The sequence below is a fragment of the Streptomyces sp. RKND-216 genome, assembly GCF_004795255.1.
Taxonomy (GTDB): Bacteria; Actinomycetota; Actinomycetes; order Streptomycetales; family Streptomycetaceae; genus Streptomyces; species Streptomyces hazeniae.
Genome location: NZ_SSBQ01000002.1, coordinates 4,172,386 through 4,188,393 on the forward strand (window position 1 = coordinate 4,172,386; position 16,008 = coordinate 4,188,393).

The window sequence follows — 16,008 nt, forward strand, 5'->3', positions numbered from 1 at the left end:
GACGTGCGACTCGGGGGAAACACCCAGAGTTCCCCTGCCGACCACCGGCACGGGTGTCCCCGCGCTGCGCCCGCAGGAATAGTGACGCCCGGCGGGGCCGCCCGGACGACGTCGGCCCGCCCTTCGGCCGACCCATCGAGAAGGGCCGCTCATGTGTGCAGTCAGTCCCGCGGACCGTGAGCCGCCGACGGCGGTGGTGCTCGGCGCCGCCGGGTTCGTCGGCCGCAACGTCTGCGAGGCGCTGTCCGCCTGCGGCTGGTCCGTCGCCGCCGTCGTACGCCGCACCGCTTCCGGCCTGCCGCCGGGCTGCCGCACCGTACGGGTGGACCTGCTGCGTTCCGACGAGTCCGCGCTCCTCGCGCTGTTCGAGGCCGAACGCCCCGCCCTGGTCGTCAACACCGCGGGCGCGCTGTGGAACGTCACCGACGAACAGCTCACCGAGGGCAACGTGACCCTGGTCCGCCGCCTCGTCGACGCCGTCGCGAAACTCCCCGTGCCCGCCCGGCTGGTCCACATCGGCTCCGCCTACGAGTACGGCGGCCAGAGCACCGGAAGGCCGCTCACCGAGGACCTCCCGGAGCATCCCACCAGCCGCTACGCCCGTACCAAGCTGGCCGGCACCCGGGTCCTCACCGACGCCGTCGCCGACGGCAGGATCGATGCGACCGTGCTGCGCATCGCCATGTCCGCCGGACCCTACGCCCCGCCGGACAGCCTCCTCGGCTCGCTCGCCCGCCGCCTCGCCGAACAGCCCCGCGAACTGCGGCTGCCGCCGCTCGCCGGTGTCCGCGAGATCGTTGACGTCCGGGACGTCGCCGACGCCGTGCGCCGCGCCGCCGACGCGCCGCGCGTACCGCCGGTCGTCAACATTGGCTCCGGGACGGGCGTCCCGCTCACCGAGGCCGTGGACACCCTGATCCGCGTCACCGGCACGTCCGCCGCCGTCCTGCGCAGCCCCGTCCCCGACGACGGCGGGCATGCCCGGCGCGACGCGGGCATTGGCGAACAGCCGCTGGACGTGTCCCTCGCCCGCCGCGCACTCGGCTGGTCCCCGCAGCACACCCTCGCCGACGCCCTCACGGCCCTGTGGGACACCGTCCCCGGGCGGCCCGACGCGTCGCCCGCACCCCTGACCACGACCTCGAACCTCGCAGTGGACGGAGAGAGCATTCATGGCTGACACGGACGTGCAGTCCATCCTCGAGCAGACGCGGAAGCTGCACCGCGACCGGGACGCGTCCGCGCAGGAGTTCCGCCCCGGAGTCACGCCGATCCTGCCCTCCGGCGCCGTCCTCGACGAGGACGACCGCGCCGCACTCGTCGAGCAGGCCCTGGAGATGAAGATCGCCTCCGGTGCGAAGGCGCTGCTCTTCGAGCGCCGTTTCGCCAAGACCATCGGGGTCCGCAAGGCGCACCTGACCAACTCCGGGTCGTCCGCGAACCTCCTCGCCCTCGCCTCGCTGACCGTCCCCGAGCTCGAGGACCGCCGACTGCGTCCCGGCGACGAGGTCATCACCGTGGCGGCGAGCTTTCCCACCACGGTCAACCCGATCCTCCAGTGCGGCGCGGTGCCGGTCTTCGTGGACGTCGACCTGGCCACCTACAACACCACGCTGGAGCGCATCGAGCAGGCGATCACGCCGCGCACCCGGGCCGTGATGATCGCCCACACGATGGGCAACCCGTTCCCCGCCGCCGAGATCGCCGAACTGTGCGCGGAACGCGACCTGTTCCTCATCGAGGACAACTGCGACGCCGTGGCGTCCACCTACAAGGGGAAGACCACCGGCACCTTCGGCGACTACTCGACGGTCAGCTTCTACCCGGCGCACCACCTGACCATGGGCGAGGGCGGCTGCGTTCTCAGCAACACCCTGGAACTGGCCCGCATCACCGAGTCGATGCGCGACTGGGGCCGCGACTGCTGGTGCGAGCCGGGCGAGGACAACAAGTGCCTCAAGCGCTACTCGTACCAGATGGGCGACCTGCCCCACGGGTACGACCACAAGTACATCTTCTCGCACGTCGGGTACAACCTGAAGTCCACCGACATCCAGGCCGCTCTGGGCCTCACCCAGCTCGCCAAGCTCGACGACTTCGTGGCCGCGCGCAAGCGCAACTGGCGGCGCATGCGCGAGCGGCTGGAGGGCGTGCCCGGCCTGCTGCTGCCGGAGGCCACCCCGGGCAGCGACCCGAGCTGGTTCGGCTTCGTCATCACCCTCACCGACGAGGCGAAGTTCGCGCGCGGGGAGCTGATCCAGTTCCTCAACGACCGCCGCATCGGCACGCGCCTGCTGTTCGCCGGCAACCTCCTGCGGCACCCCGCCTACAAGAATGAGAACTACCGGGTCAGCGGCGAGCTGACGAACAGCGACATCATCACCGAGCGGACCTTCTGGATCGGCGTCTATCCCGGCATCACCACCGAGATGATCGACTACATGACGGACTCCCTCCGGGAATTCGTCGCCAAGCACGGCTGAGGGGCAGGCGCACGCATGGCAGTACGGGACTCGTCCGAACCGCACAGAGCCCACGACCGGACCGGCACGCGCCCGATCGGGGTGGGCGTCCTCGGCGCCGCCGACATCGCCTGGCGGAACGCGCTCCCCGCCGTGCAACGCTGCGACGAGCTGCGGCTCGTCGCCGTCGCCAGCCGCAGCGCCGGGAAGGCGGGCCGCTTCGCCGACCGTTTCGGCTGCGAGGCGGTCGACTCCTACTCGCGCCTGCTGGAGCGGGACGACGTCGAGGCCGTCTACGTCCCGCTGCCCAACGCGCTGCACGAGGAGTGGGCGGAGGCCGCACTGCGGGCCGGCAAGCACGTGCTGGTGGAGAAGTCCCTGACGGTCGACGCGGAAGCGGCCCGGCGCCTCGCCGGTCTCGCCGAGGCGCGCGGCCTGGCGTTCATGGAGAACTTCACCTTCCTCTGCCACCCCCAGCACGACGAGGTCCGCAAGCTCGTCGCCGACGGGGCGATCGGCACGCCGCAGACGTTCACCGCCTCGCTCGGCATCCCGCGCGGCGGCGGCGACCTGATCCGCTACCGCCCCGAACTCGCCGGCGGCACCCTGCGGGAGAACGGCTGCTACCCGCTGCGCGCGGCGCTGCTGCACCTCGGCGACGACCTGCGCGTGCTCGGAGCACATCTGCGGACCGACCCGGCCACCGGCGTGGACGTCGCGGGCTCGGCGCTGCTCGCCGACGGCGCGGGGCTCACCGCGCAGTGCGACTTCGGGCTGGAGCACTCCTACCGCAACACGTACGCGCTCTGGGGCAGTGAGGGACGCGTCGAACTGGACTGGGCGTTCAACCCCAGGCCGGAGACGCGCCCGGTGCTGCGCCTGCAGCGCGGCGACGTGCGGGAGGAACGGGTGCTCGCGGCGGCCGACCAGTTCCAGCTCACCTTCGCCGCGTTCGCCGCGGCGTGCCGGGAGCCCGTCGCACACCGCCACCACGCGCAGGACGCCGTCCGCCAGGCCACCGTGATGGAGGCCGTGCTGCGCGCGGCCACGCGCTGAGCGCCGCACCGGCGCCGCCGGCACGGGCCGCCGGCGGCGCCGGTCACCAGGCGCCGATGAACGGCGCGCCCGCGTCGTGCCGTCGCCAGGCCGCGTCGAGGCGCGTGAGCCGGGCCGCGGCGGCGACGCCGTGCACGGACGCGACCTTGCCGTCCCTGACGTCGAACGCCACGGCGCCCACGACCCGCCCTTCGACGACGGCGACGACCGCCGGGGAACCGTTGACCGGCGCGATGTACAGCGCAGGGGAGCCGCCGGCCAGCCGCCGCTTCGCCGGAGTGGGCCGGAACCCGGCCCGCAGGTGGGAGGCAACGCGCTCGCGCGTGGTGTAGCGCAGCGGCCGCCGGGCGAGTCCGGCGCCGTCCGAGACCGCGGTCACGTCGGCGGTGAGCATCGCCACCAGCCGTTCGGTGCGCCCTGACGTGGCGGCGGCCAGGAACTCCTCGACGATGCGCCGCGCGGCGTCGGGGTCCACCTCGCCGCCGCGCCGCTCGGCGGCGAGGTGGCGCCGGGCCCGGTGGACATGCTGCTGGCTGGCGGACTCGGTGATGTCGAGGATGCCGGCGATCTCGGCGTGCGGGTACGCGAAGGCCTCGCGCAGCACGTAGGCGGCCCGCTCGACGGGTGAGAGGCGTTCCATGAGGGTCAGCACGGCCAGGGACACCGACTCGCGCTGTGCGAAGGTGTCGGCCGGGCCGAGCATCGGGTCGCCCTCCAGGAGCGGCTCGGGCAGCCGGTCTCCGGCCGGGTGCTCGTGGCGCGCCCGTGCCGAGCGGAGCCGGTCGAGGCAGAGGTGGGTGACGACCTTGGTCAGCCACGCCTCCGGCACGTCGATGCGTTCCCGGTCCGCGGCCTGCCAGCGCAGGAACGCGTCCTGCACGGCGTCCTCGGCGTCGGCGGCCGAACCGAGCAGGCGGTACGCCAGCGAGGCCAGCCGGGCCCGGCCGGCCTCGAAGCGTTCGACGGCTGCGGTGTCCACGCGGAAAGCCTATGCGGCGACCCTCGTGCCGGCCCGTTCCGGCGCTGTCGCCAGCCGGCGCCTGCGCTTCGGCATGCCGAAGGTCGGGTGGGCGATGCCCCATCCGGCCCCCGTGAGCACGCCCGACTTGAGCCGCGCGGCAGTCCGGCCGCCCAGGTACCAGGACTTCGGCCGGACGCTCCCGTCGACCATCTGGAAGAGCGCGTCCCGCCGTCCGAGGCTGATGTGGTTGCCGTAGTACTTCAGCCCGGTGGCCGGGACCTCGCCACCCGTCAGCCGCGCGATGATCGCGGCGGTCGCCTGCATGTTCGTGAAGCCGGCGGAGGCGCAGGACATGGGCAGCGGCCGGCCGTTGTCGCCGATCGCGTAGGCACAGTCGCCGGCGGCGTAGACATCCGGGTGGGAGACGGATCGCATGGTGCGGTCGACGACGATCTGACCGGTCCCGGCGACCTCCAGGCCGCTCGCGGCCGCGACCGGGTGCACCGCGAAGCCGGCCGACCACACCGTCACGTCGGCGGGGAGGGAACGCCCGTCGGCGGTGAGCACACGGTCCGGCTCGACGGCGGCGACGGCGGTGCGCTCGTGCACGGTGACGCCGAGCCGGTCGAAGGCCCGGCGCAGATGACGGCGGGCCCTCGGGGAGAGCCAGGCGCCCAGCTCGCCGCGGGCGGCGAGCGCTACCGACAGGTCGGGCCGGGAGTCGGCGAACTCGGTCGCGGTCTCGATGCCGGTCAGACCCTCGCCGACGACCAGCACGTCGCCGCCCCGGCCCAGACCGGCCAGCCGTTCCCGCAGCCGCCGCGCCGAGGACAGGCCGGTCACGTCGAAGGCGTGCTCGGCCACGCCGGGGACGTTGTGGTGGGCCACGGAGCTGCCGAGCGCGTAGAGCAGCGTGTCGTAGGAGAGGGGGCCGTCCGGGGCAGCCGAGCCGCGGGAGCCGTCGGGGCCGTCCTCCGCCGCGACGGCGACGGTGCGGCGCTCCGGGTCGACGCCGGTGACACGCGCCAGACGCAACCGCACCCCGGTCCCCGCGAAGACGTCCGCGAGCGCGCGGAAGGCGAGGTCCTGGCCGCTCGCGTACTGGTGGAGCCGCATCCGCTCGACGAACTCGGGCGCGGCGTTGACGACGGTGATCTCGGTGTCCGCCGGAGAGAGCCGGCGTGCCAGGTTTCCGGCGGCGAAGGCCCCAGCGTATCCGGCGCCGAGAACGACGATGCGGTGCTTCATGGCGTGGCTCCTGTCTCGTTCGCGTGCCCCTTGAACGGGATGGCGGACCGATTGCTGACAGGAGCGGAGTGTGACGCGCGTCACATTCGGGGGGCGGGGACTTCTCAGGCCCCCCGGGTCAGCGCGGCGGGGTCGAAGCGGGGCACCGCCCCGAACTCGGCGGCGCGTCCGAGCAGCTCGCGCACCGCCTCGAAGCCCTTCGGCCCCAGGTCCTCGGTGTAGGCGTTGACGTACAGGCCGATGTGCTGTTCCTGCACCTCGGGCTTCATCTCCTGCGCGTACTGCTGCACGTACGCGCGCGACGCCTCCGGGTCCGCCCACGCGTGCCGCACCGACGCCTGCACCGCTTCCGTCACGGCCGCGATCCGCTCGGCACCCAGGGCGCGCCGGGCGACGATCGCCCCCAGCGGGATGGGCAGGCCGCTGCGCGCCTCCCACGCCTCGCCGAGATCCACCAGCCGGTGCAGCCCGAACTCGTGGAAGGTGAACCGCGCCTCGTGGATGACCAGTCCGGCGTCCACCTCGCCGTCCCGCACGGCCGGCATGATCGCGTGGAACGGCATCACCACCGTCCGCACCTCGTGGCCCGGCAGGGCCTGTTCCGCCCACAGGCGGAACAGCAGGTAGGCGGTGGACCGCTCGGTGGGGATCGCCACGGTCTTCCCGGCCAGCGCCGCCGGTTCGCACGTGTCGCGCGTGAGCAGCAGGGGCCCGCACCCGTGACCGAGCGCGCCGCCGCACGGCAGCAGGGCGTACTCGTCGAGCACGTGGGGCAGTGCCGCGTAGGAGATCTTCAGCACGTCCAGCCCGCCCTCGGCGGCCAGCCTGTTGGTGACGTCGATGTCGGCGATGGTGACGTCGGGCCGAGGCGCGTCCGGTAGCAGCCCCGCCGTCCAGGCGTGGAAGACGAACGTGTCGTTCGGGCACGGCGAGTAGGCCAGTGAAACCGAGCCGTCTCCGCTCACGGCTGCATCTCCCTTATTCGTCGGCTGAGGTGTCGCAGCAGTCGAGCACGACTCGCACACCGCGTGAGAGGCGCGGAAAAACGTGCACGAACGCACTGATGAATTCCTCAGACTCCACCGGGAAGGCCGCGAAAAGGGGCCTGGCCGCCCGTGCCGCTGGCATCCTGGCGTACTGGGTGGTAGCCCGAGGACGGCGAACGCCGTGGCGGAGGCGGAGTACCGCGGCATGCAGGTGAGGCCGGGCGGACGGGCCGCAGGTGGGCGCCCCGTCACCGGGGGCCGGTCGTCGCCCAGGGCGCGTGCGCGGGCGCATCGGGTGCCCGGACGGGCGTCGGGGCGGGGGCGCCGGCGGCTCCGCCCCGTGCCGTGGACCAGGTCGGGGTCCTGTCCCGGGGCTGTGAGTCTGGTCGCGAGGATGCATGCGGCTCCCGCCGCGGGGTATCGGTGGACGCACATCCCGCCACACCCGTCCCTGGGGTCCCCCTAGGTCGCTCCCGTATAGGGGTGCCCCGGACAGGGGTCCCCTAGAAAACCCCTCCCCGTTCGGCGGGAAAAGTGGACAGCGGGCCGGGGAGAAGATGAACCCCGGCAGGTCGCACCGGGACTCCGGCACCCCTATCCGCAGGTCACGGCGCTGCGGTCGCCTTCGACGTCCGTTGACCCTCCTGAGGGGTCTCCTTAGACTCCCCGGCGTTCATTGAGGAACGCGATCGGGGAAGGTGCGACTCACATGGCGTTGACCAAGGATGGCGCAGGCAGAGAACTTCAGTACTCGGGTGACGTGATTGCCGTTCCGGAATCTGAATTCAGTGTGAACGGTTTCGCCCAGCAGAATGCCGCGTCCGTGCGAAAGCCGTTCATTCCCCGGCAGGCCGGCCCGGTGGACGACGCCCCGCCCGCCGCCCGCCCGACGGCGTCCGCCGCCACCGACGCCGAGCTCCGCAGCGACGAGTACGGCGACGCGGTGCTCTCCCTCTTCGAGCGCTCCGGCATCGGCCTCGCGGTCCTTGACCCGACGCTGCGGGTGCGTGCCGTGAACAGTGCGTTCCTCACCCAGTGCGGCCGCGGCCGGGACGACATCGCGGAACGCAGCTTCGCCGAATTCCTGCACCCCAGCGTGCGCCAGCACCTGATGCGCCAGTTCGGTCGTCTCGTGCAGGGCCATCACGCCCGGCTCGTGGGCAGGTCGATCGCGATGTGGTTCAACGACACGGCCGTCGCCGGAAAGCTGACCGCCTTTCCGGTGGACGACGACAACGGTCGCGGCACCATGATCCTGGTGCAGTTCACCCCGGAGAAGACCGAGGAGCCGCCGGCCCCGCCGGTGGGGTCGCAGCGGAAGCTGACGCCGCTCACCGCGAAGGTCCTGGAAGGTGTCGCCGCCGGCGATCCGACCGTGCGCCTCGCCGCGAAACTCTTCCTGAGCCGGCAGGGAATCGAATACCACGTCAGCATTCTGCTGCGGCAGTTCAAGGTGCCCAACCGCACCGCCCTGGCCGCGAAGGCATATTCCATGGGCATGTTCAGCATCGGCTGCTGGCCGCCCAAGGTGCTTCCGGACTACATCCGCGCCGACCGCAACGGCTCCGAGCGCACGCGCCAGCCGGCCGCCGAGCGCCGCCGCGCGACCTCCTGACCCGGACGACCGGGGTCAGTCGACCCAGCCGTGTTCCTCTGCGAACCGGACCAGCGCCCGGCGCACCTCCAGGACCTGCCTGGCGGTCAGGTCCGGGCCGGCGGAGAGCAGCATCTCCGTGGCGATCCGGGTGAACTCCTCGCGGCCGAACACCTCGCAGGTCTCCTCGCCGCCCTCCACGCTCCTGCCGCCGGCCGGTACGCCCCGTCCGGCGGTGGGAGCGGCGGGTGGGGCGGCACCCGCGGGCGGCGCGCCGACCACGTGGACGTCGAATGCCTTGAGCCCGCGTTCGCCGTCCACCACGGCGAACTCGACGCGGGTTCCGCAGGAAAGCGAAGCCCCTGGCGGGCTCAGCTCGTTGACGTGGACGAAGACGTCCTCGCCGCCACCGTCCGGCGTGATGAAGCCGTACCCCTTGGCGTCGTCGAAACGCACCACGATGCCCTGCGCCATGCCCCGCTCCCCGAAGACCGAAAACCCGTCACCACGTCACTGCTCCGCGCGAACGGCGTGCACGGCCGCAGCGGGAGCCCGCAACGTAGCCGCAGGTCGGGCCGCCGGGCAACCGGCCGGCCTCCGCGCACGGCCGGTTGCCGCGGTGCGCACGGCGCCTCTGGCAGTTCTCTTAGTGACCCGGTGGGGTGGGGACCGCCCGGCGCGGCACGCCCTACCGTCGGACTCCCCCGGGACGCGGGAGACCCGGTGGCCGGACGCGTACAGGCCATGTAGCTGATGGATGGATATGACCGACATCGAGACGCGGCGGGAACGTCCGGTCCGGCAACGCCCCGGCGGGCCCGGAACCGCGCGGCCCCTCACCGACGTGCCACGAGCCCGCACACCGCACGACGACGCGCCGCACGACGACGCGCCGCCCGGTGACGCTCCGCCCGGTGACGCTCCGCACGGCGGCCCGGCTCCCGGCCGAGCGGCGCACGCGGACGCCGCGGAGCTGCGTGCACTGCCGCCCCTGGTGTTCGCCGGGGAGTGCGACCTCCTGAGGGAACGGCTGGCCCGGGTCGCCGGCGGCGAGGCCTTCGTCCTCCAGGGCGGCCTGCACGCGAAGACGTACGGGCGGGAGACGGCCGACGCCATCCGGGACACCCTGCGCACGATGATGCAGATGTCGGCGCTGCTCACCTACGCCACGTCCGTGCCGGTGGTGAAGGTCAGCCGCATCGCGCACTTCACCGACCCGCGGCGGCTGGTGGCGCGCTACCAGACCGCCGCCGCCGCCCTGAACCTCGTCCGCGCCTTCGCCTCCGGTGGCTACGCCGGACTGCGCCAGGTACACGCGTGGAACCGGGAGTTCGTCGCCGCCTCGCCCTCCCGGGCCGGATACGAGCCGCTCAGCGCGCAGCTGGGCCGCGCGCTGGACTTCATGGACGCCTGCGGTCCCGGCTCCGCGAGCCCGGCCGACGCCGAGTTCTTCGCCTCACACGAGGCGCGGCAGCCCGTCTACGAGAAGGAGCTCACCCGCATCGACTCGCGGGCCGGGGAGCCGTACAGCACGGCGAGCCACTTCGTCTGGATCGGGGAGCGGACGGGTGATCTGGACGGCGCGTTCGTCGACCACCTCGCCCGCCTCCGCAACCCGATCGGCATCGCGCTCGGCCCCGACTGCGGACCGGACGAGGCGTCGGCCCACCTGGACCGGTTCGACCCGGCAAGAGAACCGGGCCGCCTCACCTTCGTGGTCCGGATGGGCGCGGACGCGGTGCGTGAGACCCTGCCGGCCGTCATCGAGAAGATCACCGCGCAGGGGCACCGGGCCGCCTGGATCTGCGACGCGATGCACCCCAGCGTCCCCCTCGGCGCCGACGGCGGCCCGCCCGGACCCCGCACCTTCGACGACGTGCTGGACGAGGTGACCGCCTTCTTCGAAGTGCATCGCGCACTGGGCACCCACCCGGGCGGTCTGCACGTCGAGCTGACCGGCCGCGAGATCGGCGGTCCGGAGGACCGCGGTCTGCAGCGCCACCCCGCGCCCGACCGGGTGATGAGCCTTCCGCCCACCCCCTGCCTCACCCGGGCCGGTGCGCTGGACCTCGCCTTCCTGGTGGCCCAGGCTTACCGCGACGGCTCCCGCTGACGCCCGAGGCCTCACGCCCGCCGGCGTGGGGCACCGCGACCCGTGGGCGCGGCCCGGGCCGGCTCAGCGGGCGGTCTGTTCCCGGTGCGCGCGCTCGTGCAGCGCCCGCAGCATCGGCGAGGTGTCCAGCAGCCAGATGCCGGTCAGCAGCAGCGCCCCGCCCAGCAGCGTGACCGCGACCGCGAGCGGGTCGCCACGCACCGACTCGTCGAACAGTGTCACGCCGCAGGCGACCGCGACCACCGGTTCCACGGTGTCGATGACCGGCATGCTCGCCGACAGCGGCCCCGCCTGGAACGCACTCTGGATCAGCAGCAGTCCCAGGATGCTCGCCACGACCAGCAGGTACGTCTGCCACGACGTCACCACCTCGTCCACGCTCACCTGGAACTTGGACACCGTCGTGGCGAGCAGCACCGACTGGATGCCCATCACGATGCCCGCCGCGGCCGCCATCACCGAGGCGCGGGCCGGGCCGCTCATGCGGCGACTGAGGAACAGCACCAACGTCGTCGCGGCGGCCGCCGCCGCCATGGCCAGCGTCCACTCCTCCGGCCCGGCCACCGGCTGCGACCGCTGCGGGGCGGCGGCCGCCATCGCGACGGCCAGCCCCGCCGCCACCGCCACCGCCCCCAGCCACTCCCGCGTCCGCAGCCGGGTGCCGTACAGCCGGACCGACAGCGGGATGGCGAAGAGCAGTTCGGTCACGATCAGCGGCTGCACGAGGGCCAGCGGGCCGTGCGCGAGGGCCACGGACTGGAAGCCGTAGGCACCGATCGCGCAGCCGATGCCCGCCAGCCACAGCGGCCTGCGGGCCAGGTGGGTCAGCAGCCGGTACGACATCGCCTCGTGGTCCGGTTCGCCGGTCGCCGCACGTTGCTGGAGCACCCCGGCGACGGCGAACAACGCGGCCGCGCACAGCGAACCGAGGATCGCGATCAGCATCGGCCGGTCCCGCCCGCCTCGTCCGCGTCGTGGGGCGCCACCGCGTGCCAGACCGGCAGCAGGTCCTCGGCCAGCACACGACGCCAGGAGCGGTGCCGGCCGCGCGCCGTCGCACCGGCAGCTTCGCCGAGCGCCGCCCGCAGCTCCGGCCGCTCCAGCAGCGGGCGCAGTGCCTCCGCCCATCCCGGGGCGTCGTCCGCCGCGACCACCACGCCGTCCTCACCCGGTCGCGCCAGCCACCGCGTGGTCCGCGCCCCGGCGGGCAGCAGCACCGGCAGGTGACTGGCCATCGCCTCGCCCACCGCGTTGCCGACGGTCTCCGACCGGGAGGGGAAGGCGAACACGTCGCATCCTCCGTACACCCGGGCGAGTTCCCGCTGCGCCACCGGTCCGAGCAGGCTCACGTCCGGTCCGAGCAGGTCGCGTAGCACGGCCTCGTCGGGCCCGGTGCCCGCCACCACCAGGTGCACGGGCGTGCCGTCCGCGCGCAGCCGCCGCAGCGCGTCCGCCAGTACCAGCACCCGCTTGGAGGCGTCCACCCGGCCGGAGAACAGCACCGCGGGCCGGTCCTCCGGTACGCCGTAGCGCTCGGCCAGCACCCGGCGCGCCTCCGGGTCGGGCCGGAACCGTTCGTGGTCCACACCCCGGTCCAGCAGCCCGACGCGGTGGCCCGGCACGGCGGCCGCGATCTCGCCGCGCTGCTCGGGCGTGGCGACCAGCACCCGGTCGCAGGCGTGCAGCAGCCTGTCCCGGCGGTGCCGCACCAGCCCGGCGGCCACCGTGCCGGGCAGCCGGTACGGGCCGGTCAGGGCGTGCAGGTAGGCGGCGGCCAGCGCGGGCACGTCGGTGTGCACGGACCCCACCAGGCCGGGCGGGGCCGCCCGCCCGGGCGTACGGCCGAGCCGGTCCGAGCGGCGGCGCGCCTGCGCGAGCCGTACGGCCGTGGCGGCGAAGCCGAAGACGTGCGTGAGGTGCCAGACGTCGTGCCCGGGCAGCAGCCGGGCCAGCCGTGGGTGGAACGGCGTCAGATCGCTGACGTCGGCGCCGCCGCTGACCCGCATCAGCGGGGCGGTGCTGAGCACCGGCGGCAGCGACACGAACCGCACGGCGGGGGAGAGGCGTTCGACCCGTTCCCGGGGGCCCAGCACGTAGAGGGTCAGGTCCGCACGGAGGTCCGGCGGCGCCATGCCGGCCGCCGCCTCGGCGAAGCGCTCCCAGCACTTCACGTGGCCCCCGGCGTCCGGCCCGCGTACCAGCTCCACCAGCACCGCCACCGACGGCCGCGCGTACCGGGCGGTCACGGGCGGCGCCCGCGGGCCGTGCCCCGGCCCGGCGCGCTCTGCCGCGAGACCAGGAGGCCGAGCGCACCCGGGCTCACGGCGCGCAGCGCGTCCAGCACCCGGTAGTGCCGCGGGACGCACACCTCCGCGCGCGGGCGCTCCACCAGGTCGGCCACCGCCCGGCCCACGCGCTCCGGCCGGATCATCCGCCGGGCGGTGCGCGCCCGCAGCGGCGCCAGGTCCGGCGCCCCGAAGAACGGCGTGTCCACCAGCCCGGGATGCACCACGCCGAAGTGCACGCCCCGGTCCCCGTACTCGGCGGCCAGCGACTCCGTCAGCGTCGTCAGGGCCGCCTTGGCGGCGGCGTACGCGCTGTGGCCCCACGGGCCGGACTTCGCCGACACGGAGGCGACGTTCACGACGTGGCCGCGCCCGCGCGCCAGCATGCCCGGCAGCACGGCGCGCACGGCGGCAGCGGGGGAGAACCAGTGCACCTGGAACAGCCGCCGGGCCTCGGCCGGGTCCAGTTCGAGGAACGGCACGTACATGCCGTGGCCCGCGCAGTTGACCAGGACCTCGACGGGGCCGAACTCCTCGGCCAGCCGGGTGAGCTCCTTCTCGACGGTGCCGTCGTCGGCGGCCAGGTCCAGGGCGACCGGTGTGCAGGGGGCGTGGGCGCGGAGCTCCGCGGCGGCGGCTTCGAGGGGAGGCGAGCGCCGGGCGACGAGAACCGTGGGGCGCCCGCGCCGGGCGAAGGCGCGGGCGGCCGCGAGGCCGACTCCGCTGGAGCCGCCGGTGATCAGTGCCACGCCGCTGGGTACGCCCGCCATGTGTTCACGGTATGCCCCGTTTCGTCCGTCCGCGGCGCGTGCTCGCGCGTGTCGCACCACCCCGGGGCATCGGCGTGCCGCCGAGATGTGCGCCGCGCCGAGCCGGGCTACCGTCGGCGCATGCCCGTCGTCGGCCGCCGCCCGCACGGCCCGCGAAACCGCCCACCGGCGAGGTACGACCGACCGTGAACCTGGAAGCCGTCGCGGACGAGCTCTACGCCCTCCGCCCCTCCGCCTTCACCGCGACCCGGGACGCCCGCGCCCGCGAGGCCCGGCGCGCGGGCGACCGCGACCTCGCCACCCGCATCTCCGCCCTCCGCCGGCCCACCCTTGCCGCCTGGGCCGCGAACCTGCTGGTGCGCGAGCACGACGAGGAGACGGCACGCTTCCTGGCCCTCGGCGAGGAGCTGCGCCGCGCCTACCAGGACCTCGACGGAGGCCGGCTCCGCGAACTGGCCCGTACCCAGCGGGAGCTGATCCGGGCCCTCGCCCGCAGCGCCCGGGACTCCGCCGCCGCGTCCGGCCAGTCGCTCGGCGAAGCGGCCCGGCGCGAGGTCGAACAGACGCTTCAGGCGGTCCTCGCCGACCCGGACGCCGCCGAACAGTGGTCCGCCGGCCACCTCGCCACGTCCCTGACCCCGCCGACCGACTTCTCCTTCGCCGGCCTCCCGGCCGCCGCGCCGGCCGGGAGGCCGGCGAAGCCCTCCCGGAAGCGTCCTGCGAAGGAGGATTCCGCGAAGGAGCGTCCTGCGAAGAAGCGTCCTGCGAGGGTCGCCGACCTCGACCGGGCCCGCGACCGGCGCCGTCAGCGGCAGGAGGAGGCCGACGAGGCCCGCGGGGCGGCGGAGCAGGCGGCCGGGGAAGCCGCCGAGGAGGCCCGCAGGGCCGAGGAGGAACGCGTCGCCGCCGACGATGCGCTGGCCCGTGCGAAGGAGCGCAGCACGGCGGCCGACCGGCGCCTGACCGGCGCCCGTGACGCACTCCGCGATGCCGAACGCGAGCAGCAGGCTGCCGCGGACGCCGAACGCGAGGCCCGCACGCGGGCCCAGGACGCCTCCCGCGCCGCCCGCCGCAGCGCCGACCGCGCCACCCGCGCCACCCGCGAAGCCGACCGCCGCCGCTCCGGCCCGCGCACACGCTGAACCGCTTGACGGCCCTCGAACCGGCGGGCGTCGCCAGCGATCCGGGTCAGGGGAACTCCACTGTGTCGAGGTCGAAGTCGAAAGGGCCGGCGGGTGCAGATCCTCACGTTTCCCGAGGCGTCCACGCCGCCCGGCCTGCGCACGCAGGTGCGGGCGCTGCAGGACACGGCCTGCCCCTCGTCGGACGGCAGGCGGACCCCGCACGACGCGACCGTCCACGACCCCGCCCTGCACCCGCTGTCGATGCTCCTTGTCGAGGACGGCAGGGTGCTGGCCGCGCTGGACGTGCTGACCAAGGACCAGCGGCACGCCGGGCTTACGTACCGGGCCGGGTCTCAGCACCGTCGTCACCCGGCAGGACGTGCGGGGGCCAGGGCCAGGGCCACGGCCGCCGACTGGCTGCGGCCGGGCGCGCGCACATGGCCGAACAGGCTCTCGACGTGGGGCTGTTCACCTGCGATCCCGGGCTTCGCCCGTTCTACGAGAGCGCCGGATGGGAGCAGTTGCCCGGCATCGTGCTCATCGGGGGCACCCCCGACTCCCCGTTCCCCAGCGACCGCCCGGGCTTCGTCAAGGTCACCGTGGCCGCCTTCTTCTCCCCCACCGCGCGGCGGGAGCCGACTTCACCGGCGCCCGCATCGAGCTCTACCCGGGGCGCATCGACTGCCTCTGGTGACCGCCTCTCCGGGCGCGGCCCGGCGCGGGCCGGGAGAACCGGAGCAACCGGTCAGGTTTCGAGAAGCGCCGGCGCCCGGAGCGGCCTAGCGTCGCAGGCATGACTTCCCTGGACTTTGTCATCCTCGACGCGGCGGACCCCTCGGACGCGGAGCGCTTCTACACGACCGCCTTCGGCCTGGAGACCCAGGTGCGCCTGCGCGCCTCGGAGGCGCCGACGACCGGCTTCCGCGGCTACACGCTGTCGCTGGTCGTCTCCCAGCCGTCCACCGTCGACTCCCTCGTCGACAGCGCCCTGGACGCGGGCGCCACCACGCTGAAGGCTCCCGCGAAGTCCTTCTGGGGCTACGGCGGGGTGGTGCGCGCCCCGGACGGGGCGATCTGGCAGGCCACCACCTCGGCGAAGAAGGACAAGGGCCCTGCGACCCGGCAGATCGACGACGTCGTGCTCCTGCTGGGTGTCGCGGACGTGGCCGAGAGCAAGCGGTTCTACGTCGACCGCGGTCTCACCGTCGCGAAGAGCTTCGGCCGCAGGTATGCCTCGCCATGCCGTCGAGCCCCGTGAAACTGGCGCTCCACGGGCGCCGGGGGCTCGCCAGGACCGCCGGCGTGTCGCCCGACGGCACCGGATCCCACCGCCTCACGCTCAGCGGCGACGTGGGAACCTTCACCGACCCGGACGGCTTCCCCTGGGAGGAGTCCGCGCCCTGACCCCG

Annotated in this window: 13 protein-coding genes and 1 pseudogene; 7 read left to right on the forward strand and 7 right to left on the reverse strand. The window is 74.1% G+C overall.

Features of this window, described 5'->3' with window-relative positions:
• Positions 1-151: 151 nt before the first annotated feature.
• The 3 genes from E4198_RS18195 to E4198_RS18205 are packed head-to-tail and all read left to right on the forward strand — an operon-like array spanning position 152 to position 3,518.
• Positions 152-1,180, forward strand: coding sequence for an NAD(P)-dependent oxidoreductase (locus E4198_RS18195; protein WP_136184102.1), 1,029 nt, complete (start codon positions 152-154; stop codon positions 1,178-1,180).
• Positions 1,173-2,483, forward strand: a complete 1,311-nt coding sequence (rfbH, locus tag E4198_RS18200) for a lipopolysaccharide biosynthesis protein RfbH (RefSeq protein WP_136184103.1) — start codon at positions 1,173-1,175, stop codon at positions 2,481-2,483. The genes E4198_RS18195 and rfbH overlap by 8 nt, the downstream gene beginning before the upstream one ends.
• Before the next feature lie 15 nt (positions 2,484-2,498).
• Positions 2,499-3,518 carry a Gfo/Idh/MocA family oxidoreductase gene (locus E4198_RS18205; RefSeq protein WP_136184104.1) on the forward strand — a complete coding sequence of 340 codons (1,020 nt, stop codon included), beginning with the start codon at positions 2,499-2,501 and terminating at the stop codon, positions 3,516-3,518.
• Between the two features lie 43 nt (positions 3,519-3,561).
• Here E4198_RS18205 and E4198_RS18210 read toward each other — a convergent pair whose 3' ends face one another.
• From E4198_RS18210 to E4198_RS18220, 3 genes are all read right to left on the reverse strand, one after another.
• A complete protein-coding gene (locus E4198_RS18210; RefSeq protein WP_136184105.1) occupies positions 3,562-4,497 on the reverse strand; it encodes a sigma-70 family RNA polymerase sigma factor in 936 nt (311 codons plus the stop codon).
• Positions 4,498-4,506: 9 nt separating this feature from the next.
• Positions 4,507-5,727, reverse strand: coding sequence for an FAD-dependent oxidoreductase (locus tag E4198_RS18215; RefSeq protein WP_136184106.1), 1,221 nt, complete (start codon positions 5,725-5,727; stop codon positions 4,507-4,509).
• Between the two features lie 104 nt (positions 5,728-5,831).
• A complete protein-coding gene (locus tag E4198_RS18220) occupies positions 5,832-6,692 on the reverse strand; it encodes a 1,4-dihydroxy-6-naphthoate synthase (protein WP_136184107.1) in 861 nt (286 codons plus the stop codon).
• A 730-nt stretch (positions 6,693-7,422) separates the two neighbouring features.
• Between E4198_RS18220 and E4198_RS18225 the strand changes: the two genes are divergently transcribed.
• A complete protein-coding gene (locus E4198_RS18225) occupies positions 7,423-8,328 on the forward strand; it encodes a PAS domain-containing protein (protein ID WP_136184108.1) in 906 nt (301 codons plus the stop codon).
• Between the two features lie 15 nt (positions 8,329-8,343).
• On the opposite strand, the gene E4198_RS18230 is transcribed toward E4198_RS18225, so the two are convergent.
• Positions 8,344-8,781: a cold shock domain-containing protein gene (locus E4198_RS18230; protein ID WP_136184109.1), complete on the reverse strand. Its 438-nt coding sequence runs from the start codon at positions 8,779-8,781 to the stop codon at positions 8,344-8,346.
• A gap of 289 nt (positions 8,782-9,070) precedes the next feature.
• On the opposite strand from E4198_RS18230, the gene E4198_RS18235 reads away from it, so the two are divergent.
• The gene (locus tag E4198_RS18235) at positions 9,071-10,420 is read left to right on the forward strand and encodes a 3-deoxy-7-phosphoheptulonate synthase (protein ID WP_136184110.1); all 1,350 of its coding nucleotides are present in this window, start codon (positions 9,071-9,073) and stop codon (positions 10,418-10,420) included.
• A gap of 63 nt (positions 10,421-10,483) precedes the next feature.
• On the opposite strand, the gene E4198_RS18240 is transcribed toward E4198_RS18235, so the two are convergent.
• Genes E4198_RS18240 through E4198_RS18250 form a run of 3 tightly spaced genes read right to left on the reverse strand, consistent with a single transcriptional unit; the run spans position 10,484 to position 13,475 of the window.
• The gene (locus E4198_RS18240) at positions 10,484-11,365 is read right to left on the reverse strand and encodes a DMT family transporter (protein WP_136184111.1); all 882 of its coding nucleotides are present in this window, start codon (positions 11,363-11,365) and stop codon (positions 10,484-10,486) included.
• Entirely contained in the window at positions 11,359-12,666 is a 1,308-nt protein-coding gene (locus tag E4198_RS18245) for a glycosyltransferase (protein ID WP_136184112.1), read from the reverse strand. The genes E4198_RS18240 and E4198_RS18245 overlap by 7 nt, the downstream gene beginning before the upstream one ends.
• Positions 12,663-13,475, reverse strand: coding sequence for an SDR family NAD(P)-dependent oxidoreductase (locus E4198_RS18250; RefSeq protein ID WP_136184113.1), 813 nt, complete (start codon positions 13,473-13,475; stop codon positions 12,663-12,665). The genes E4198_RS18245 and E4198_RS18250 overlap by 4 nt, the downstream gene beginning before the upstream one ends.
• A gap of 185 nt (positions 13,476-13,660) precedes the next feature.
• Here E4198_RS18250 and E4198_RS18255 point away from each other — a divergent pair, with 185 nt between their 5' ends.
• Positions 13,661-14,617 (forward strand): hypothetical protein, encoded by a 957-nt coding sequence (locus tag E4198_RS18255; RefSeq protein WP_136184114.1) that lies wholly within the window; start codon positions 13,661-13,663, stop codon positions 14,615-14,617.
• Positions 14,618-15,392: 775 nt separating this feature from the next.
• A pseudogene (locus E4198_RS18265) lies at positions 15,393-16,003 on the forward strand (glyoxalase).
• The last annotated feature ends 5 nt before the right edge of the window (positions 16,004-16,008 follow it).